An 18180-nucleotide genomic window follows, 5' to 3' on the forward strand; every position below is an offset into this window, starting at 1 on the left:
TCTTATTGGGTTTAAAAACAACTATAGTAGCAAATTAATTACATCTTGGGTGTCATTCGGGGGCTGCTTCATGCTATTTTTGCCATCTGATTTACCCGGTTTTTTAGGATATGAATGGCCTTAATACGTAAGCGTCGTCTGACAGAGCAACAACAGCGCCGCATTCAGAAACAACAGAAAACACGTCAAGAAGATCTCGATACCTCCAGCGATCTCGAAGGTCTAGTGGTGCAACATTATGGTCGTCAACTTGAAGTGCAGGCCTTGTCTACCCCCGACATTCATTCTGAAAAACCGGTGGTACAAGAGGGCGAACCTGAACCTTTCTGGAAAGAAATCGAGCTAGGCAGTGTCTGGCGCTGTCATACCCGGACCAATCTGGATTTACTGGTCACTGGTGACCGGGTTAAATGGCAAGCCGATCCAAATACCGGTTTGGGGATTATCACCGCGATTCATCCCCGCAAATCGTTATTGACACGCCCCGACCGCTATCACAAGGTTAAACCGGTTGCGGCCAACATTTCACTGATTGTGATTGTATTCGCTCCTCTGCCTGAGCCGGCGCCGGGTCTGATCGACCGTTATCTGGTGGCCTGTGCCGATGCCGACATTCCTGCGCTTCTGGTAATGAACAAAGCCGATTTGTTGAAAGAAAACGATCCGATTCTGAATCTGTTACAAGAATATCAGGATCTCGGTTATGAAGTGATGCAGACCCAGTCCGATGGCGACCTGACTGCACTGTCTAATCGTCTGAAAAATGAAACTGTGGCCTTTGTCGGTCAATCGGGTGTCGGTAAAAGTACGCTGATTAATGCGATCGTGCCGGATGCTGCACAAAAGACCAATATCATTTCTGAAAACTCGGCACTGGGTCAACATACCACGACTTCGACGCGCCTGATTCCATTCGGGGAAAATGCTGCGCTGATCGACTCACCGGGAATCCGGGAATTTGGTCTCTGGCATCTGACTTTAGACAAGATCCAGACTGGTTTTCCTGAAATAGAAAATCTGCTCGGTCACTGCCAGTTCCGCAACTGTACCCATAAACATGAAAAGCAGTGTGCCTTACGTCAGGCAGCAGCAGCAGGTGAAATTTTGCCGCGCCGACTGGACAGCTATTTGCGTTTAATCGACGAAATTACTGAAGCACAGCAAAAAAATTAATTTTCTTAAGGCCTCGCCCTTGAAGCGGTGATTTTGATCACCATATTTATGAGCTATACTCTTGGCAATTTTAAAATTGTAATTAGGTGAATTGTGGAACGTTGGTTCGAGTTTATGGGGAATCACCCCTTCTTATTTGGAACACTCGCGGTATTAGTGGTTTTGTTCTTCATTGTCGAAGGCCAACGTAACGGTCGCAAAATCTCTCCGCAATCGCTGGGAATTTTAGTCAAAGCAAAAAATGCCATGCTGATTGATTTACGCGATGCCAAAGACTTCCGTGAAGGTCATATCAGTGGCAGCCGTAATATTCCATATAGCCAGATTACAAAACATGTTGAAGAGCTTAAAGCATCTGATCGCCCTTTGGTGTTCATTTGCAACCTTGGACAGGTGGCTGGTACTGCGTTACAACAGGTCGGTCATGCCGATGCCTACCGTCTTGATGGCGGCATCAGCAACTGGAAAGCTCAAGGTTTACCTTTGGTGAAAAGCAAATAATCCACGAACAGGAGATTGATCATGGCTGAAGTGACTATTTATTCGACGACTGTATGTCCTTATTGCGTACGTGCGAAACAGCTATTGGAACGCAAAGGTGTGGCATATAAAGAGATTAATTTATCTCAGGAAGCACCAGAAGTCCGTCTTGAATTGATGCAGCGTACCAATCACCGTACCGTGCCACAAATTTTTATTAATGATCAGTTTATCGGTGGTTTCGACCAGCTTTATGCTTTAGAGCGTGAAGGCAAACTTGATGAATTACTGGCTTAACCTTACTAAAATTATCACTTCATATTAAGGATCAAAAAATGAGTGAAGAACAACAAGCTCAACCACAATTGGCATTAGAGCGTATTTATACCAAAGATATTTCTTTTGAAGTTCCTGGGGCGCAAGTTTTTACCAAACAATGGCAGCCTGAGTTAAACATCAATCTTTCTTCTTCTGCAGAAAAAATTGATGAAACTCATTTTGAAGTGACGTTGAAAGTCGTGGTTCAAGCAACCAACGAAGGTGATACCGCGTTTATCGTTGATGTCACTCAAGCCGGTATTTTCCTGATTGATGGCGTTGAAGAAGAGCGTCTGCCATATATCCTGGGTGCTTATTGCCCGAATATCCTGTTCCCGTTCCTACGTGAGGCAGTGAATGATATGGTGACTAAAGGCAGTTTCCCACAGTTACTGCTTACACCAATCAACTTCGATGCTGAATTTGAAGCCAATATGCAACGTGCCCAAGCCGCTGCTGTGGATGGTCAAGCTTAATCGCTGCCCTTAAAATCTAAAAAAGACCGCTTATGCGGTCTTTTTTTGAGCCCCTCTTTTTAAAGAGAGATTTGGGGAGATTAATTTCTTAACTCAATCCCTCCTCACCTCCCTTTAAAAAGGGAGGAATTCTCTCATCTTCTAGAAGATGACAAGCACTGCTAGTAAGGGAGAGGTAAATAAAAATTCCCTCATCCCGACCTTCTCCCAAAGGGAGAAGGTGAAAAGCAGATTTTTATTCCGCATCTGCCATCAATTCAGCGCTCATACCAACAGTGTTAAAGCCGGCATCAACATACAGGATTTCACCCGTAATCCCGTTGGCCCATGGCGAGCACAGGAATAAGGCAGCATTACCGACATCTTCAATCGTCACATTACGTTTTAATGGTGCAACTTTCTCATTCAGGTCGAGCATTTTACGGAATGATTTAATACCTGAAGCTGCCAAGGTACGGATTGGACCCGCAGAGATCGCGTTCACACGAATCCCTTCCTGACCCAAGCTAGACGCCAAATAACGTACGCCAGCTTCTAAAGAGGCTTTGGCCATACCCATGACGTTATAGTTTGGCATTACACGCTCAGAACCTTGATAAGTCAATGTCAGCAAACAACCTTGACGGACTTGCAGCAAAGGTTTTGCCGCGCGTGCCATTGCGATAAAGCTATAGGCACTGATGTCATGCGCAATATTAAAACCTTCACGATCCGTGATTTCGGTGAAGTCACCATCCAGCGTATGTGCCGGTGCAAAACCGATAGAATGCACTACGCCGTCCAGACCATCCCAGTGTTTAGACAATTCAGCAAATGCATTGTCAATTTCAGCATCTACTGCCACATCACAAGGAAAAACCAGTTTCGAACCAAACTGTTCAGCAAAGTCATCTACCCGCTTTTTCAGCTTTTCATTTGGATAAGTAAAAGCCAATTCAGCACCTTCACGATGCAATGCTTGAGCAATACCAAAAGCGATCGATAATTTACTCGCAATGCCCGCAATCAAGAAGCGCTTACCCGCCAAAAGTCCTTGTGCCATGTGAATCTCACCTAAAAAAATGTATATGGCATGATGCCAAGTCTGGAGCATTTTAGAAATTGCATAATGCACCTTTTTTTCTATTTATGATGAACTGGGAATTTAAGACCGAGTTAAGAGTATTAATTTAAATGGTCAAATGCAGGGCCTGATGGGTATTTTGCCAGAGCTGTTCAGCCAGCTCCTCTTTGTGCATATGCAGGCTTTTTGCCAGCCCTTGCAACACATAAGGTAAATTGGCAGGCGTATTTCTAGTACGATGCTCGCTTGAACTTTGACAACAAAGCGGCGTCATATCCGGACAGTCGGTTTCCAGCACCAGATGTTCTGGTCCGACATACTGCACCACTTGATGCAGTTTTTTGGCGTTTGGATTGGTGATTTGCCCAGTAATACCCAGTTTGAATCCCAGCTTGATAAAGGCTTTAGCTTCCTCAATTCCACCACCAAAGGCATGTGCAATGCCACCCTGTTTAAATCGGTGCTGTTTTAACATCTGCAAAACCTCCGCATGTGATTTACGGATATGCAGCAAAACCGGCTTATCGAATTGCTGCGCCAGTTCCAGTTGTGCAGCAAAAAAATCTTTTTGTTTCTGGAAAATTTCAGCCTGTTTGTGCTGTTTTAAAAAGGTATCCAGACCGATTTCACCAATAGCAATACATCCTTCATGATGAAGCAGTTGTTCCAGCTCCTGCAAATGAGCAATCTGATGCTGTTCAATATAAAACGGATGCAAGCCCGGTGCTAAATGACTTTGCGGTGCATTTTCCAGGTCATTGATAAAGTCGTGGGTTCTTAGCAGGTCGGCAAAACGGTTTTGCAAAAAACCTATTAAAACCAGATGCTCAATACCGGCAGTTTTGGCCGCATAGGCCAACTGTTCCCGATCAGGGTCGAAATCGGGAACATCAAAATGGGTATGCGTATCAAATAGCTTTAAGGTCATTTGGCTTTTGCAGCAGGTGCTGGCTTTATTTCAGAGGCAGCGTTTTCTGTGTGTGGCAAATATTCCTGTTTCAGCACACCTTGTAACTGCTCATACGGAATCATCAAACGTGGCAAACCGGCGACATAAGGTCCAATTTCATATTCGGCATATTGCAAGACCAGACCTTGCTGGGCCAGATAAAAATTATCGCTAAGCTTGAACTTCCAGGCCTGTTCATACTCGGCCACATCTTTGGCAAGCTTGGATTCTACCACCCAGTCTTTAAAAGCTTCATAGGCACGCGTTTCGAGTTTGGTTTTTTGCTTGGCCGCAATAATGTCGTCCAACTTGACCAGTTTTTGCTGTTCGAGATCAAAGTTATAATAAGTCTGTGCAGATGCCCCATGTGCTCCTCCCAGATAATAACTGCTGTTCAGAACCACGGTCGCAAGGGGATCCCCTGAATTCAGAATCTTGGGTTTAATCATCAGGCTGATGCTATGACTGGCACTCAGGGCTTTGAGTTCTTTATCCAGATTCAAAAAAGTCTGTATATAGGGCTGAATTTGCTGTTCAAGCTGCTGTTTTGGTGTTGCTACTGTTGTCAAAGCTGCTTTGGGCTCAGAGGCAGCCGTTTCTGCTTCACTAGCCGCAGTCACTTTTGCCGGTTCAATCGCATCTACAGACAGGATACTTTTCAACTGTTGGAGAATCTGCTGATCAATCCATTCATTAATAAAACTTTGATTACTGTTCAGGCGTTCGATCGAGATTTCCGGGCAGCTTTTGTCTTCACATTCCGGAATTGTCAGCTTGAGTTTTTCGGTCTCACCCGTGAGTTTAATTACTTCAGGCTCGGCTTGTACCACTTCAGGAGCAGTCGACTCTTTTGGGGCATCGCCCTTTGGCTGGCAGGCACTCAGCAGCACCGCTGATGCCAGTATGGATAGACAAAAAATATTCTTATATCTTGGCATTCACTCACCTTTTCGGAACCTGTAATCATCTTGCAAGATCATCAGCTTTAAAACATATGCTGATAGATCTCAGCTTTCAAGACCTGTTGTGTTTGTTGTTTTGTTAAATAAATATCCAGTTGCTTGGCGTCTTTACTGATTTCATGACTGCGAAAATGCAGACCGATGCCTTCCTGATCAAAGAACCAGTCAGCTTGGCCCCAATACAGTTTTTTTGGTGCTTTTTGCTGAACTTGCGAATTGTTTTCTTTTAACCAGGTTTGATAAGCCTGCTGAATAATCTGATCCATCAGCAACTGCTGTTTAGAGTCGATAATATCAAGTGGGGTCAGCATTTTCTGCTGGCGGCGATCGGCCACAAAAAAATAATAGCGCTCATGCACGCTGACATTTTCCTGTTTGGAATCCACCCCGATTTGCATCAGCACATACTGATTGCGCTGGTAAGGAATACGGGTATAAAGCGACAGTTCATAAGCCTTGTTCAAATTGAACTGAGCTTGCCAAGCATCCGATTTTTTCACATAGGCATTGATGGCCTGCTGTAAATTCATGTCCTGTTTCAAGCCAATTTGATCCTGAATCACTTTTGCCTGCTGCTTTTCAATCCATTGGTTCATCCATGGATCAACCGTATCTAAGGTCTGAATATCCAGATTGATACAGTTTTTATTTTCACAGAATGGCAAGGCAATCTTGGCCGGCTGCTCTTGAATATTCAGATACGGCAAGACATCAGCATTCTTCGCTACAGTGATTTTTTCATTTTTTGGAGTAGTAAGGGATTCTTTTTCACCTTGATCACAGCCATTTAGGACAAGGCTTAAACCAATCACAGAACCGAGGACGACTTCCTTACTGAGCTTCATTCTCTTTACTATATCTATCGAGTTATTAACTGCTTAAATGTAGCATAAAACAAAACAGCTTCCGGAGAAGCTGCTTCATATTTTTAGACTTTGGCTGCGAACCCTGAAATTTTAGTGTTCGCGTGTATTACGGAACACGATATCCGGATAGCGCTCTTGCATCAGCTGTAAATTCACCCGGCTTGGGGCAAGATAAGTTAAATGACCACCACCATCGACAGACAACTGGTCATGGGCTTTTTTCTTGAATTCATTGAATTTCTTCTCATCATCACAAGATACCCAACGTACTGTGTTGATGTTGACAGGTTCATAAACACAGTCGACCTTATATTCTTCTTTCAGACGGTAAGCCACCACTTCAAACTGTAGCACACCCACAGCACCCACGATCAGATCGTTGTTATTCTGCGGCATGAATACCTGGGTTGCCCCTTCTTCTGAAAGCTCTTTCAGACCTTTTTGCAGCTGCTTGGATTTTAATGGATCCTTCAATCGGACACGACGGAACATTTCCGGCGCAAAGTGCGGAATACCGGTAAACTGAAGTTTCTCACCCGAGGTAAATGTATCACCGATCTGGATAGTGCCATGGTTATGCAGACCAATAATATCACCCGGCCAGGCTTCTTCAAGATGCTGACGGTCTCCTGCAAGGAAAGTTAAGGCATCGCTGATGCGCACATCTTTATCCAGACGCACATGCTTCATCTTCAGGCCTTTTTCATACTTGCCTGAACATATCCGCATGAAAGCAATACGGTCACGGTGTTTTGGATCCATATTGGCCTGAATTTTAAAGACAAAACCGGTAAAACCTTCTTCATTCGCTTCTACAACACGATCTTGGGTCGGATGAGCTTTCGGTGGTGGTGCATATTGGCTGAAAGCATCCAGAACATGGTCGACACCAAAGTTACCCAAGGCTGTACCGAACAGAACAGGTGTTTGACGACCCGCCAGAAACTCTTCACGATCCAAAGGCTCATTGGCCATTTGTACCAGTTCCAGCGATTCTTCAAATGCTGCCCAAGCCAGATCACCTACTTTCTCGCGAAGATCCGGATAGTCATAACCATCGCGTACCTCAATGTCGGTAATCACTGAACCGAAGCCCGCTTTATAAACATAAAACTTGTCTTCGATCAGGTTATAAACACCAGCGAAGTCACGACCTGTACCCAATGGCCAAGTTAATGGTACACATTTAATTTTTAGAACGTTTTCAATTTCATCAAGAAGTTCGAGCGGCTCACGGATTTCACGGTCCATTTTGTTGACGAATGAGATGATCGGGGTATCGCGCATCCGACACACTTCCATCAGTTTAATGGTACGGTCTTCGACACCTTTTGCCCCGTCAATCACCATCAGCGCAGAGTCTACTGCGGTTAAGGTACGATAGGTATCTTCCGAGAAGTCCTCATGTCCCGGGGTATCCAGAAGATTGATCATCTTGTCTTTAAAAGGAAATTGCATCACCGAAGTCGTGATCGAGATACCACGCTCTTTTTCCATTTCCATCCAGTCCGATGTTGCGGCCCGGTCAGATTTACGGCTTTTTACCATCCCGGCTACCTGAATGGCCTGACCCCATAACAGCAATTTTTCTGTCATGGTGGTTTTACCGGCATCGGGGTGGGAAATAATAGCGAACGTACGTCGCTGGGCGACTTGTGCCGCCAGTTCTTGCTTAAAGCTCATGAAATATACCTACTGCTCAATGCACAGCATTCGAGATCAAATTCGATCAATATGAAAAAAATTGGCGATATTGTAGCAGAGTTTCAGGGTGGAGTTCCGTGAGCCATATTGTCTATCCTGACGCTCAATCAATTTGAGCGCTATTAATGGAATTGTAAATTTTCTAAACGTTGTTCATCTACCGGCAAGCCCAGTAAAAAACCTTGTAACTGTTCACAACCGAGCCGGGTTAAAATTTCCGCTTGCGCTTCAGTTTCAACCCCTTCTGCAGTCACCACCAACCCCAGTTTCATAGCCAACTGGATAATACTTTCCAGAATTATTTCTTCTTTGGAGCCGACTTCCAGATTTTTGATAAATTCCCGGTCAATTTTTAATTCATCAACGGCTAAATTCTTTAAATAGAGAAAGCTTGAATGACCCGTACCAAAATCATCAATGGCCAGACGGATGCCCATTTGTCTTAAGCGCTTGAAGCTGCGAATACTCACATCAATATGATGCATGGCAGTCGACTCAGTAATCTCGATCATTAAATGCCGAGGACTAATTTTATATTGGGCAAACAACTTTTCCAAGGTACTAAAAAGCTGCTTATGCTCAAATTGTACCGCAGACAAATTAACCGCAACAGGGAAAAATTCGGTATGTGTATCTTGCCATTTTTGAATCTGCTGACAGGCCAGCTCTAATGCCCAATAGCCCATTTGAATAATCAGTCCGGTTTTTTCAGCTGCATTGATAAACAGGTTCGGGCCGAGCAGTCCAAACTGGGGATGGTTCCAGCGGATTAATGCCTCTACCCCACACAAGCTGCGGTCCCTGGTCCTAAATTTTGGCTGATAGAACAGTACAAACTGCTGTTCTTCCACCGCTTTATACAGATCATTAATCAGGGTACTCTGGCTCTTGCTTTCATCCTGATCGGTAGAATAGTTAAACACCGAATAGGTATTGCGCCCCTGATACTTGGAGCTGAGCATGGCAGCATCGGCATTGACTAACAAATCCTGTAAATTTTTGCCATGTTCCGGATACATGGCAATGCCGATACTGCCCGAGATATGAATACTCTTGCCTTCAATCAGGAAACTTTCCTGGATCAGCTCGAGAATCTTTTCTGACATTTTTGCCGCTTTGGTAACAGAGGTATTTTCCAGTACCAGCAGAAATTCATCGCCGCCGATTCTGAGCAGCTTGGAGTGATGACCCAATAACTGGTGAATCCGTGTGGTCAACTGAATCAGCAACTGGTCACCGACCAGATGGCCAAACACATCATTGACCGCCTTAAAACGGTCCAGATCAATGTATAAAAAAGCAATTTCATGCTGCTGGGGCTGATCAGAAAATAATTTATTTGCATACTCAGCCAGATATAGACGGTTGGGTAATTTGGTCAGATTATCCTGAATGGTCTGGTTTTCAATTTGCTGATTGGCCCAAGCAAGCTGACGATTGCGTGAACCGACACGCAGTTCGGACACAACGATACAAATCAGCGTTAGCAGTAACAGCCCGCTCATTAATATTATGGCCAGAAAAAGCTGATCCTGTGTATGGGTAAATTGCGGGAACTGTAGCACATTGCTAGCAGTAAAATTGAATGCCATCATGCTGATATAATGCATACCAAAGATACCAAGCGCGATTATCCCGGTGACAAGAACTATTCGAAAAAACGACCAAGTCTTCCGTGTACTCAACCAGAAGATAAAGATAGCGGCAAAGCATACCACCAGAACAGAAAGGAGCAGTATCCCCCAATCTATTTCATATGTATGCAGCATAAAACTTGCTGTCAGCCCGATAAAATGGATCAACCAGATCAATAGTCCCAATAGCATAGCTGTTAGCATTAAACTGAAAGTTTTAACATTTGGCTGCGCAGCCCCTGAAGCAAATTTTTTAATCCGGATAATCAGATAACAAGCAATCAATGCTGAAAGAATGGAAGCGGTGACCAGAGTAATATCATGCTGAATTTCAATCATATAAAATGCTCCCCATCGGTGACCATTTTTATAATACTCTGCACTGGTATTTCCATTTTCATCCGGTCAAATTTGAACTTATTAAAATCATCAAGCTGAACATCAATGCAAGTGAATTCATCTGCAACAGCATCAGTCTTAACTCAAACTTAGAATTTATATTTCTTTCTTTTGAAGTTGAGAATTGCCCCTAAAATCTGACTCAACATAAAAATAAAATATGACTTATATATTAGAAGTGTTTCAAATTTAAGCAAATATTTAGCTTCATTTTTTTAGCTCATTTATTCGACCACCGTCACAATTTTTTTCTTTTTATTTAGATAGATGGCACTTCGTAGCAAAATTTAATTTGGTCTTTTGTGCAAACTGGCCGAATAAAAAAATAGCCTGTCGAAACAGGCTATTTTAATAAAAGATAAATAAAGTTAAATCTTAGGATTTTTTCTGCAGGTTGGCATAATCGAGTAACACATTTGCCGCTTCAATCACAAAAGCTTCTTCTTCAGGCAAAGCCGGACGTTCTTTGGCCTTCATCTTGGCACGCGTTTCAATCAAGGCATCCATCGAAGCCTGATAACTTTCCCAATTCGGATAAGGCTTAAGACCTGTAGCAATACGGCGGGCATTTTCTGCTTCCAGCGTTTTTTGCTCCATTGCAATCAGCTCGGCTTTACGCTGTTGCAAGTCCAGTACCTGACGCTTTTCTTCTTCAGCTTTCTTCATTACGGCTTTACGCTGTTCCAAATACTTGAACTGAGAATCAAGTGAAACCCGTTGCTGAGAAAGTTTAGCCAGTTCAGGGACATATTTCTGTACTGCGCCTTCACGTTTAAATGGCGCAGTTGGAATGGTATCCCACTGCAAGGCATTTTTGGCCTTACGCTCACCGAACTCTTCGTTATAAATATCAACCAGTTTAATGTCCGGAATGACCCCTTTATTTTGGGTACTGCCACCGGTCACACGGTAGAATTTACGCTGGGTCAGTGTCGCCTGTCCATGTGCCAAGCTATCCAGTTGTACCTGTGCCGTACCTTTACCTGTGGTGGTACTGCCAATCACAATCCCGCGCTCATAATCCTGAATCGCAGCAGAGTAAATTTCACTGGCTGAAGCAGATGCCAGATTGACCATCACTGCCAGTGGACCTGCATAGGTTTGTGCGCCGCCATCATCATCTTCAAAGACGCTAACGTTGCCATTACCATCACGGATCTGTACCACTGGACCAGACTTGATCACCTGTCCGAGCATACGTGCCACTTCCTCCAGTGAACCGCCTGGGTTATTGCGCAAATCGACAATAATCCCGGCAACATTCTTCGCTGCCAGCTCTTTCAAGGCCTTGTTGGTATCTTCAGAGACCGAGCGATAATCCGTACCCGCACGGCGTGCACGATAGTTCAGATAGAAAGACGGAATTTCGATCACACCATATTGATATTTTTTACCGTCACGTTGAATCTCAACTACACGTGTACGTACACCTGCATCTTCTTCCTGGATCACATCACGGGTAATGGTCACATTACGTGCCTGTCCCATAGGAGCGCCTGCACCGAGTAAGCGTAAAGTGACTTTGGTGCCGCGCTTGCCGCGAATCAAACCGACAATTTCATTACTTGGCCAGCCAATAACATCGACCATCTGCTCGCCATCTTGAGCTACACCAATGATACGATCCCCTGATTTGACCTGGCCTGACTTACTGGCTGGACCACCTTCGACAATGGTTTCAATCTTGGTGTAATCTTCATTGCCGCGTTCCGGACGAATCGACACACCAATCCCTTCTAACTGCAAAGTCGTCTGACGATTCAGTTCCATCGCATCGACAGGCGGGAAGTAATTACTGTGCGGATCATAGGTCAGCATCATCGCGTTCAGTGTCTTGTCGAGCACATCATCGCTCTTGATGCGGCTGAGGCGTTCGAGCTGACGGGTGTAACGCTTAGTCAAGGTTTGCGCAGGCGTCAGATCTTCAGGACCTGTGAGATCCTGTCCATTGGCCAGTTCCGGATTGGCTTTCAGGGCTTTCTGCTTGGCCTGTTCTTCCTCTTTGCTGATAGTCAGATTGATCAGCTGAGACACCAGCATTTTTGACCAGTGCGCGCGCTGTTCAGCTTCTGTTTTAAAGAACGGTGCTTTTTCACGATCCGTTTCGATATAAACATTCGGCTGGTTCAGATTCTGCGGTTTTTTCAGCTCATTCAACATATACGTATAGAACTGGGTCAGACGCTGACGATATTGTTCATGTATTTCATAAGGACCCGACAAATTGCCGGCTTTCAGATTGGCACCAAAACTGGCACCATAACGTTTCTTGTAGTTTTCAACTTCTGGAGCCAGAAATAGACTATGTTCCGGATCAAGACTATCGATATAGAAATCAAAAATGCGCTGTGAAGTCTGAGCATCCAGACGCATATTCAAATAGTGCTGACGGTCCACTAGGGTTGCCAGCTGGCGTGACACTAGTGCCTGTTCTTGAGATGGCTGAATCGCCTTGCTGAGCACTTCTGTACTATTGGCCGCAATCGCATCATTCACTACATGGGTAAAAAAGAATCCACCTGTCGCAATCGCAACGGCGCAAGCTATCGTTTGAAATTTCATAAATAATTCGTACTTCCTTGGCCTAGAGACCAATGTGACCGTGTTGCTTTTCGACCAGAATTTAAAGTATTCAGCATCTTAAACAACTTAATATGTTTATGTCGTGTAGTTTTATCATATTCTGTGCTGACAAAGTGTAGCAAATCATTGCAGAAATCAGGTATTGTTTCCCCGAAAAATTCTAAAATGGAATCCACATATGATTGGCGCATTGATGCTCGACATCGCAGGCACCACCCTGACTCAAGAAGATATTGAACTATTAAGTGCGCCGCAAGTCGGTGGAGTCATTTTATTTGGTCGCAATATCGAATCTCCAGCTCAAGTCCGTGCCTTAACTGATCATATGCGTCAGGTTCGCCCGGATATTTTAATTGCGGTCGATCAGGAAGGCGGTCGTGTCCAACGTCTAAGACAGGGCTTTACCCTGCTGCCTGCCATGGGAAAATTTGGCGAACTTTATACAAGCGATCCACAGCGCGCTCTGGAACTGGCTGAAAAATGCGGCTGGCTAATGGCGACTGAAGTACTAGCTGTCGGAATTGATTTCAGCTTTGCACCAGTATTGGATTTGAATGGTATCAGTGATGTGATCGGTGATCGTAGCTTTGCCCAAAATATCCAGGACATTATTCCACTCGCCAGCGCATTTCTAAAAGGTATGAAACGTGCCGGCATGGCTTCAACCGGTAAACATTTCCCGGGTCATGGCTCGGTCAAAGCAGATTCGCATGTTGCTGCAGCAATTGATACGCGTTCCTACGCAGAGATCCAGCAAAAAGACATGCAAACCTTTATCCAGTTACAACCACAGCTGGATGCTTTAATGCCGGCTCATGTTATCTATAGCCAGGTGGATCCCAATCCGGCAGGTTTCTCGGAATTCTGGATTCAGAAAGTTTTGCGTCAGGAGCTCGGCTTTGACGGCGTCCTGTTCTCGGATGATTTAAGCATGCAGGCTGCCTGTGTTGCAGGCGATGCCGATGCCCGAATTCAGGCCGCCCTTAAAGCCGGTTGTGACATGGGTCTAGTCTGCAATGACCGTGCAGCACAATGCATTGCACTGGAAGGGATTGTTGATCTGCCCCTCCCGAACCAGCAACGTCTGGAACGCATGCGCGGCAACATCCCAAACATCCAGATTGGTGCAGAGCTTGATCTGGGAGAAGCATGGCGCAATATCCGTGACGAAATACTGGCATTCAAACAGCAGATGAGCTAAAGCTTTTTTAATCCAGTCAACACAAAAAAAGGAACACGACAAAGTGTTCCTTTTTAATTATAGTAATGAAAAGGTTACACTATTATGTAATTAACTTAAAAATAAAAATAAGGTAAGAACGATATGACAGAAACACTTTCACAACATCGCCATATTTCATTTACTGCGCACTATACCGGCTATATCTGGTATCAAATGGGGATCTCGCATCCAGCCTTTGCGACCACTAAAGGTAAAATTCTGGCCAAACTGCTTCACCCACTTGAGTCCTGGGCAGAGCGTTATGTCGGCGGTAGTATGCGTACGACACTGAAGCAGCGCCATCAGATGATTGATGAGCATTTGTGTCAACTGCTTGAGCAATATCCCCAGCTTCAGGTTCTTGAAATTGCCTGTGGACTATCTCCACGTAGCTGGAATTTTAGACAGAAATTTCCAGAAATTAATTATCGTGAACTGGATCTTCCCGATATGGCCAAGATCAAGACTCAGGCTTTACAGCAAATCGATCAGTATGCTCCTGAAGTCCTGACTGCCGATATTTTTAGTGAAGAGTTGGACTGTATTTTTCAGATGTTTGACCGCAACCAGCCCTTAGTGGTCATTAGCGAAGGACTGATTAATTATTTTGATCAGCAGATGTTACGCATTCTGATGCAGGGTATTACAGAAAATGCGCAGTATTTCCCGGCAGTTCACTATTTCAGCGATATTTATCCTGAACCGGTGAAAAATAAACTGGCGAACTTTATCTGGAGCAGTAGCCGTCTGCTTAAATTCATGTCTCGAAGTGCGTTTACCTTTCATTTTAAATCCCCCCAAGAACTGCAGCACTTTTTTCAAGATGCAGGATTTGACCAGGTTGAGGTACAACAACCTCAACGTTATTTTGCCGAGCCAGGCCAGCAAAATCCACGACCAGAACAGGATGAACATTTAGGTGATCTGGTCTGGATGATTCATGCAGTGAAAAAAAACAGCGTTTAAGTACGCTGTTTTTTTAAAGATGATGTTTTTAAATTACTGCATCCAATACTTCTGCCTGTAACAGCATTTTTTGTACTTGTATAAATTGCAATAAACGTTCTGCAACCTCAAAGCTACCATGTTTGAATAAGGCACGCAGCTGTGTGTCAGCCTGCTCAAAGAGCAGGCATTCTATACGAAATTCCCCTTGTTCATCTTCAAGATGCAAAGCCAGATCACGTGGATGAGTTGCTGCACGCGCAACCTGTCCTGCATCTAACTCCAGCAATACTCCAAAGAAATTCATGTTCACTATCTCTGCTTTTAAAATGAGATCAGAATGACGATGACTTAAATAGCGCTGTGGATCTTGTACCTGAATCCGTTCTTCACCGCGACGTTCAATTTGCTGTATCTGTTCGCGCGTGAACGGAATAATGCCGTCTAGTTGATCAACCGCTTCATCACGTAAAAAGGTTGCAAATAAATGCATGGTTTCTTTACGACGTTGCAGCTGAGGTACATGGTCAGCACCTGCAATTTGCACATACTGCATATCCGGGCATTGCAGGGCAAAATCGGCATTCTCATGTGGCAAAGTAAAACTGTCATATTGGCCACATGCTACCAGTACTTTGCACTGTGGAATTGGTACATTGGTCAGACGCAATAAACGGTTACAATTGATCTCATAGCGGTCCTGTTCGGTTGCCGTAAATTCCGCCATCTGTTTAAAGAACAGGCGCTTTGCAGTGGGTGACATCCGGGTTTCGGCCAAACGTGCATGATTGACCAGATATAAAATGACAGCCTGACCAAATTCATCCATACGCTGTTCTTTCATCAGATGTAAGGATTCTTCCAGCAGCATGCGCCAGCTTTTACGGGTTTTCTGCATGACACCCATCAGGATCATCCGGTCTACGAGTTCAGGACGTTGATCTGCCAGACAGGAGGCCACCACTGACCCCAAGGACATGCCTAGAATTGCCACTTGCGGCAGCTGCATCTGCTCCAGCCATCGTCCCAGCATCGCAGCAAGATCTTCGAGCTCCAGTGTTCCTGCAGACAGGCCTGTGTCGACATTATTAATCTGCTGGTTCGCCCCCATGGAGGGCAGGTCAATCAGAATGATGGGGCCTGCATCAAAAAGCTGTTCTACACAATATTTGTAGGAATTAAAATTCTGAAAAGCTCCCCCAATAATCACCATAGGTCTTAAATGCAGAGTATCTGGACGGGCAATCGCCATATATTCAATTTTCCAGCCATTCATCCAGGTGGTACGTGGCGGCTGCTTAAAACTGTGCTTATCATAAAGATCAAAAAAGCCCTTATGGCTAGGTTGTTCCAATACTTGGGCATCCATATGAATGATGGAATTCATATTCCTTTTCCTCCGTCCTTGCCTTATTTTTATTGTGCAAGTCATGATGAACAGTCTTATATTTCAGGCGCATTCCGGTGTGCCTGAACACGCATCCTGCTCTTTAATAGTTATAAATGACTTCAATGTCGCGTGTTTCATTCTATACAGAGCTGCTTTTCACAAGCAACCGCTTGATTGACCACTTATCTGCTTTTAAACAGAAAAAAATTTCAAAATGTTTAGAAGTCTGCGAAAACAGATGATTTTTAACAGATGGGCTTCATTGTGCAGCAGCAGACTGTTAATATCGAAATGAAATTTCTAAGTGATCAAACCGCTATGCAAGAGTCTATTGAACAATATATGCAAACGGTAGGACAGCAGGCACGCCAAGCGTCTCGCATTTTGGCTCGTGCGTCTACCCAAACCAAAAACGATGCATTATCTGCTATTTATACGGCTTTAGAAAATAGCCAAGCTGCTATTTTGGCTGCTAACCAGAAAGATATGACCAAGGCACATAATAACAACCTGGATACAGCTCTGCTTGATCGCTTAGAACTGAACCCCGCACGCTTCGAAGGAATGTTACAAGGCCTCGAAGATGTCATTGGCCTGAAAGATCCGATTGGTGAAATTACGGATATGGCCTATCGCCCCTCCGGGATTCAGCTGGGCAAGATGCGTGTACCTTTGGGTGTGGTGGGCATGATCTATGAATCACGTCCTAACGTCACGCTGGAGGCTGCATCACTTGCGCTGAAATCAGGAAATGCCATTATTCTACGTGGTGGCTCGGAAGCACTGGAATCGAATCAGGCAATTGCAGCCGCAATTCAATACGGGCTGAAAGTGGCAGGCTTGCCCGAAGCTGCCGTACAGGTCGTGAATACAACTGACCGTGCTGCCGTAGGCCAGTTGATTACCATGACTGAATATGTAGATGTGATCGTGCCCCGTGGCGGCAAGAGCCTGATCGAGCGCATTACTGAAGAAGCACGTGTACCGGTCATTAAACATCTGGATGGCAACTGTCATGTCTATGTGGAAGCACAAGCGGACTTGTTAAAAGCATTGCCGATTGCTTTCAATGCCAAAACCCATCGCTATGGCGTATGTAATGCCATGGAAACCCTGCTGGTCGATGAAAAAGTTGCTGAAGAGTTCTTGCCGCGTATTGCAGAACTGTATCAAGAGAAAAAAGTAGAGCTACGTGGTTGTAAACAAACTCAGCGTATCCTCGGTGATGCGGTAATTGCTGCCACTGAAGAAGACTGGTATACCGAATATCTTGGACCGATTCTGGCCATCAAGATTGTATCGGGTGTCGAGGAAGCCATTGAACATATCAACACATATGGCTCCCACCATACTGACTCTATCATTACTGAGAACTACAGTATTGCCCGTGAATTTTTAGCGGCTGTAGATTCCAGCTCGGTCATGATCAATGCATCTACCCGTTTTGCTGATGGTTTTGAATATGGTCTTGGTGCAGAAATCGGCATTTCGACCGACAAGATCCATGCTCGCGGTCCAGTCGGGCTTGAAGGCCTGACTTCCCAGAAATGGATCGTCTTTGGTGATGGTCAGATTCGCCAATAAGTCTTCAGATCGCTCATTTAAAACAGCCTCATGTGTGAGGCTGTTTTTTTATGCACAGAAAAATCGACACTGAAATAGAGGGACCAGAACCTTCGGGTCATTTTATTGATGAATCTCTTTATAAAATTGTATGTAAGAACAAAATTTGCAATTTCAGGCGCTAAACTAGAAAATCAATCTGTTGCAAAATAAACGTTAAGCAGGATTTAACATTTTATTGATCGTATTTTCAGCATCATTTTATTTATAAATGAAAACTATGAACTGATAAATTTTAGTTATTATTATTAACTTGGTCGATAATGCTTAAGTCTAATCTGCTAAAGTCTATCTAGGACAGAAAAAAAACAAATGTTAAAAGATAGGTATTGATCAATATTGCAGCTTCATGGTTTGCAATTGGATCAAGCAAATGGACGAGAATTTTAATTA

Annotated in this window: 15 protein-coding genes; 7 read left to right on the plus strand and 8 right to left on the minus strand. The window is 44.3% G+C overall.

What is annotated here, in order from left to right:
* Nucleotides 1-114 precede the first annotated feature (114 nt).
* The 4 genes from rsgA to secB all read left to right on the plus strand — a co-directional run bounded on the left by rsgA (nucleotide 115) and on the right by secB (nucleotide 2447).
* The gene (gene rsgA, locus AY605_RS01990) at nucleotides 115-1173 is read left to right on the plus strand and encodes a ribosome small subunit-dependent GTPase A (protein WP_064094798.1); all 1059 of its coding nucleotides are present in this window, start codon (nucleotides 115-117) and stop codon (nucleotides 1171-1173) included.
* 93 nt (nucleotides 1174-1266) lie between these two features.
* Entirely contained in the window at nucleotides 1267-1674 is a 408-nt protein-coding gene (locus AY605_RS01995; protein ID WP_064094799.1) for a rhodanese-like domain-containing protein, read from the plus strand.
* Nucleotides 1675-1695: 21 nt separating this feature from the next.
* A complete protein-coding gene (grxC, locus tag AY605_RS02000) occupies nucleotides 1696-1950 on the plus strand; it encodes a glutaredoxin 3 (RefSeq protein WP_004278388.1) in 255 nt (84 codons plus the stop codon).
* Nucleotides 1951-1988: 38 nt separating this feature from the next.
* The gene (gene secB / locus AY605_RS02005; protein ID WP_064094800.1) at nucleotides 1989-2447 is read left to right on the plus strand and encodes a protein-export chaperone SecB; all 459 of its coding nucleotides are present in this window, start codon (nucleotides 1989-1991) and stop codon (nucleotides 2445-2447) included.
* A gap of 235 nt (nucleotides 2448-2682) precedes the next feature.
* On the opposite strand, the gene AY605_RS02010 is transcribed toward secB, so the two are convergent.
* From AY605_RS02010 to AY605_RS02040, 7 genes are all read right to left on the minus strand, one after another.
* On the minus strand, nucleotides 2683-3489 hold the full coding sequence (locus tag AY605_RS02010; protein WP_064094801.1) for an enoyl-ACP reductase FabI: 807 nt from the start codon (nucleotides 3487-3489) through the stop codon (nucleotides 2683-2685).
* A 127-nt stretch (nucleotides 3490-3616) separates the two neighbouring features.
* Entirely contained in the window at nucleotides 3617-4438 is an 822-nt protein-coding gene (locus AY605_RS02015; protein ID WP_064094802.1) for a TatD family hydrolase, read from the minus strand.
* Complete coding sequence (locus tag AY605_RS02020; RefSeq protein ID WP_064094803.1) at nucleotides 4435-5397, minus strand: RsiV family protein; 963 nt, start codon at nucleotides 5395-5397, stop codon at nucleotides 4435-4437. The genes AY605_RS02015 and AY605_RS02020 overlap by 4 nt, the downstream gene beginning before the upstream one ends.
* 47 nt (nucleotides 5398-5444) lie before the next feature.
* Entirely contained in the window at nucleotides 5445-6266 is an 822-nt protein-coding gene (locus AY605_RS02025; RefSeq protein ID WP_064094804.1) for a hypothetical protein, read from the minus strand.
* 111 nt (nucleotides 6267-6377) lie between these two features.
* Nucleotides 6378-7970: a peptide chain release factor 3 gene (locus AY605_RS02030; protein ID WP_064094805.1), complete on the minus strand. Its 1593-nt coding sequence runs from the start codon at nucleotides 7968-7970 to the stop codon at nucleotides 6378-6380.
* A gap of 143 nt (nucleotides 7971-8113) precedes the next feature.
* Nucleotides 8114-9964, minus strand: a complete 1851-nt coding sequence (locus AY605_RS02035) for a putative bifunctional diguanylate cyclase/phosphodiesterase (RefSeq protein ID WP_064094806.1) — start codon at nucleotides 9962-9964, stop codon at nucleotides 8114-8116.
* A 435-nt stretch (nucleotides 9965-10399) separates the two neighbouring features.
* On the minus strand, nucleotides 10400-12586 hold the full coding sequence (locus AY605_RS02040) for a carboxy terminal-processing peptidase (RefSeq protein WP_064094807.1): 2187 nt from the start codon (nucleotides 12584-12586) through the stop codon (nucleotides 10400-10402).
* A 199-nt stretch (nucleotides 12587-12785) separates the two neighbouring features.
* Here AY605_RS02040 and nagZ point away from each other — a divergent pair, with 199 nt between their 5' ends.
* Nucleotides 12786-13808 (plus strand): beta-N-acetylhexosaminidase, encoded by a 1023-nt coding sequence (gene nagZ, locus AY605_RS02045; RefSeq protein ID WP_064094808.1) that lies wholly within the window; start codon nucleotides 12786-12788, stop codon nucleotides 13806-13808.
* 123 nt (nucleotides 13809-13931) lie between these two features.
* Nucleotides 13932-14795 (plus strand): class I SAM-dependent methyltransferase, encoded by an 864-nt coding sequence (locus AY605_RS02050; protein WP_064094809.1) that lies wholly within the window; start codon nucleotides 13932-13934, stop codon nucleotides 14793-14795.
* A gap of 28 nt (nucleotides 14796-14823) precedes the next feature.
* Here the strand turns inward: AY605_RS02050 and AY605_RS02055 are convergent, their stop codons facing one another.
* A complete protein-coding gene (locus tag AY605_RS02055) occupies nucleotides 14824-16161 on the minus strand; it encodes an alpha/beta fold hydrolase (RefSeq protein WP_064094810.1) in 1338 nt (445 codons plus the stop codon).
* A 321-nt stretch (nucleotides 16162-16482) separates the two neighbouring features.
* Here AY605_RS02055 and AY605_RS02060 point away from each other — a divergent pair, with 321 nt between their 5' ends.
* Nucleotides 16483-17748 carry a glutamate-5-semialdehyde dehydrogenase gene (locus tag AY605_RS02060; protein WP_064095174.1) on the plus strand — a complete coding sequence of 422 codons (1266 nt, stop codon included), beginning with the start codon at nucleotides 16483-16485 and terminating at the stop codon, nucleotides 17746-17748.
* The last annotated feature ends 432 nt before the right edge of the window (nucleotides 17749-18180 follow it).

The sequence above is a fragment of the Acinetobacter sp. SFD genome (assembly GCF_001647575.1).
Classification (GTDB): Bacteria; Pseudomonadota; Gammaproteobacteria; order Pseudomonadales; family Moraxellaceae; genus Acinetobacter; species Acinetobacter pecorum.